1 protein-coding gene, 8 tRNA genes and 2 pseudogenes are annotated in these 2,902 nt (G+C 40.6%); 8 read left to right on the top strand and 3 right to left on the bottom strand.

The window, feature by feature from the left end; genetic code table 11:
- Positions 1 to 21 precede the first annotated feature (21 nt).
- The 8 genes from HT691_RS09410 (at position 22) to HT691_RS09375 (ending at position 735) form a co-directional block, all read left to right on the top strand.
- A tRNA-Met gene (locus HT691_RS09410) sits at positions 22 to 95 on the top strand.
- Between the two features lie 13 nt (positions 96 to 108).
- Positions 109 to 182 (top strand) — tRNA-Ile (locus HT691_RS09405).
- A 10-nt stretch (positions 183 to 192) separates the two neighbouring features.
- Positions 193 to 282 (top strand) — tRNA-Ser (locus tag HT691_RS09400).
- A gap of 10 nt (positions 283 to 292) precedes the next feature.
- Positions 293 to 366 (top strand) — tRNA-Met (locus HT691_RS09395).
- 3 nt (positions 367 to 369) lie between these two features.
- Positions 370 to 442, top strand: a tRNA-Phe gene (locus tag HT691_RS09390).
- 19 nt (positions 443 to 461) lie between these two features.
- Positions 462 to 532, top strand: a tRNA-Gly gene (locus tag HT691_RS09385).
- Positions 533 to 567: 35 nt separating this feature from the next.
- Positions 568 to 641, top strand: a tRNA-Ile gene (locus HT691_RS09380).
- Positions 642 to 647: 6 nt separating this feature from the next.
- Positions 648 to 735: transfer RNA gene (locus HT691_RS09375), tRNA-Ser, on the top strand.
- Positions 736 to 962: 227 nt separating this feature from the next.
- Here the strand turns inward: HT691_RS09375 and birA are convergent.
- The 3 genes and pseudogenes from birA to HT691_RS09360 all read right to left on the bottom strand — a co-directional run.
- Positions 963 to 1,898 (bottom strand): bifunctional biotin--[acetyl-CoA-carboxylase] ligase/biotin operon repressor BirA, encoded by a 936-nt coding sequence (gene birA / locus HT691_RS09370; RefSeq protein ID WP_000844510.1) that lies wholly within the window; start codon positions 1,896 to 1,898, stop codon positions 963 to 965.
- A pseudogene (locus HT691_RS09365) lies at positions 1,895 to 2,532 on the bottom strand (AraC family transcriptional regulator); the annotation flags it as partial. The pseudogene HT691_RS09365 and the gene birA, both read right to left, overlap by 4 nt.
- A 3-nt stretch (positions 2,533 to 2,535) precedes the next feature.
- Positions 2,536 to 2,902: pseudogene (locus HT691_RS09360) on the bottom strand (IS630 family transposase); the annotation flags it as partial.

Below are 2,902 nucleotides of genomic sequence, written 5' to 3'. Positions count from 1 at the left end.
AATCCTGTCTTCCCGATTCATGGCGGTGTAGCTCAGCTGGCTAGAGCGTCCGGTTCATACCCGGGAGGTCGGGGGTTCGATCCCCTTCGCCGCTATAATGATCTTGTCGGACCTTTAGCTCAGCTGGTTAGAGCTCTCGGCTCATAACCGAGTGGTCGTAGGTTCAAGTCCTACAAGGTCCATTTGAATATTGGAGGATTACCCAAGTCCGGCTGAAGGGAACGGTCTTGAAAACCGTCAGGCGTGTAAAAGCGTGCGTGGGTTCGAATCCCACATCCTCCTTTTATATTAACGCGGGATGGAGCAGCTCGGTAGCTCGTCGGGCTCATAACCCGAAGGTCGTAGGTTCAAATCCTGCTCCCGCAATAAGGCTCGGTAGCTCAGTTGGTAGAGCAATGGATTGAAGCTCCATGTGTCGGCGGTTCGATTCCGTCTCGCGCCATTTTATTGATAGTATTTATGCGGGTGTAGTTTAGTGGTAAAACTACAGCCTTCCAAGCTGTTGTCGCGAGTTCGATTCTCGTCACCCGCTTTGAACTTTGTTCAAATTACCAAGTTTTTTAACTTGGGCGCGTAGCTCAGGTGGTTAGAGCGCACGCCTGATAAGCGTGAGGTCGGTGGTTCGAGTCCACTCGTGCCCATTAATTGGAGAATTACTCAAGAGGCTGAAGAGGACGGTTTGCTAAATCGTTAGGTCGGGTAACTGGCGCAAGGGTTCGAATCCCTTATTCTCCGTTTTAATGAGAGTTTGTAACTCTCTTTTTCATTTGGCTCTTTGTCAACTGTAGTGGGTTGAAGTCAGCTAAGCTCGAGAAAGGACAAATTTCGTCCTTTCTTTTTTGATGTTCAGAGCGATAAAAATCCGTTTTTTGAAGTTTTCAGGCTCTTTGTCAACTGTAGTGGGTTGAAGAAAAGCTAAAATCTTTATATATTGTCGATTTTATGGTTGTTCTAATTTATTATTACTTCCAACTCTTGAGAGAAATTTCTCCGCTATTGAGCCAGATTTCTTTTCCGTTATCACATTGCACCAAAAGTTTTCCACTTTCAGAGATGTCTTTAGCAAGTCCCTTGTAGTCTTTTTGATCTAGTGTGAAAGTAACTTCTTTTCCAAGAACGAATGACTGTTTTTTGTATAGGTATAATAGCTCTTCTGCTGGTGTTTCGAAGAAAGTACGCCAGATTTCTATGATCAATTCATTCCTTGTTATAGGAGCTGTAGCTTTAAATAAGCTGGCAGCTTTTTCTTTTAATTCCTGAGGGAAGTCTTTAATAGTGAAATTGATACCTACTCCAATAATGATATCTGTGACTAAGCCAGTTTCTACAGAGGTCATTGCTTCAGTGAGAATTCCTCCAATTTTATGATTGTTTAGGTAGATATCATTGACCCATTTTATGTCGACATCTATTAAAGTTAGGTTCTTAATGGCTTTGTAGACAGCTCCAGCTACAAGTAGTGTGTAGGACGGTAATTTGTCATAGGGAAGATTTGGTTTAAGATGGAGGGTCATATAAATGCCACCTTGAGGAGAGTAGAAGGAGCGTTGAAAACGGCCACGCCCTGCTATTTGATAGGAAGCTAGATAGAGGGTGTTTGCTTCATAGCCTAAATCAATTGCTTCTTTTGCATCTAGTTGTGTTGATTTTGTTTCGGGTTTAAAACTGATTTTAATTGGAAGATTTTCTTCTAGAATCTCTGGAAGAATAAGGTCACCATTCATCAGTTTATATCCTCTATTTTTGATACTATCAATTTCAATCCCTTCTTGTTCTAGTCGCTTGATAGCTTTCCAAATTGATGTTCGGCTTAGGGATAGTTTTTCTGCGATTTTTTCTCCGCTGATATAGTCGGTTTCTTTAGATAGGATTTGGTAGACAGCTTGGTAGGATTTCATAATGTTGCCTTTCTCACTAGTTGGTATTGAGAGTATTCTTTTCTTGTATGACTTGGAGTCTGATTAAAGTATTGTTTATAAGCTTTCGAAAAATGTAGTGGATCTGAAAAACCTACCGAGTATGCAATTACCTTGATGGATTCTTGGGTATTTTCGAGAAGTTGTTTAGCTCGGTGCATTCGAACGTAGAGTAGGTATTCTTTGGGTGATAAGGTATTAAATTCTTTGAATACGCTTGATAAGTAGCTTCTGTGAACGGATAGTTCTTTTGTTAAATCTTGAATTGTAAGTGATTGAGGATAGTGGCTATCAATTAATCGTTTGCATTCAAGATAGAGTTGGTAGGTTGATGAAATATTCTTTTTTCTGATTGGGAGCAATAGTTCCCAGATGAAACATCAGTTCATGGAGTTGTCCCATGATATGGAGTTGAGCTAATTCATTGGATTTTGTAATCTGAGCGAAGCGAACAATGTCTGAGATGAGTTTTGCAGTAGTCTGGGTATGACAAGTTTCAGATTGGATGAGATAGGATTGATCAGAAATTTGAGAAAGGGCAAAAAAAATCAGGAGCTTTCCCTCCAGTGATTCCTAACCAGTAGTAGGCCCAAGGTTCTTTACTATCTGCTTGATATAGTCATTTAGTTTTTAAAAAGCGTTCCAAACATTCAAAAATAGTTGGGACTTCCCTTAATAAATCTGTTACTTTCTTTTTCAAGATAGCCCAAGCTTGCTCAATAGGATTCAAATCCGGTGAATATGGCGGTAGAGGTAAGAAAAAGTGTTTATCTTGGATGCAGAGTTCATCCAAAATGTTCTTGGGATCAAAACTAGCATTGTCCATGATAATAACATGAGGTGTCTTCAAAGCAGGCAGGAGTTGCGTTTTGAACCACTCCACAAAGAAATCGCTTGTCCTGCTGTTCTTGTAAATCATGGGAGCTATAAACTCTCCGTCTACTTGTCCTGCAACAATTGAAGTTCGCTCAAAACGACGTCCGCTA

Origin of the sequence: Streptococcus sp. 477 (genome assembly GCF_013277295.1) — a bacterium.
In the GTDB taxonomy this organism is placed as follows: Bacteria; Bacillota; Bacilli; order Lactobacillales; family Streptococcaceae; genus Streptococcus; species Streptococcus pseudopneumoniae.
Note: the sequence above shows the minus strand (reverse complement) of the source record. Positions and strands in the feature narration are given on the sequence as shown.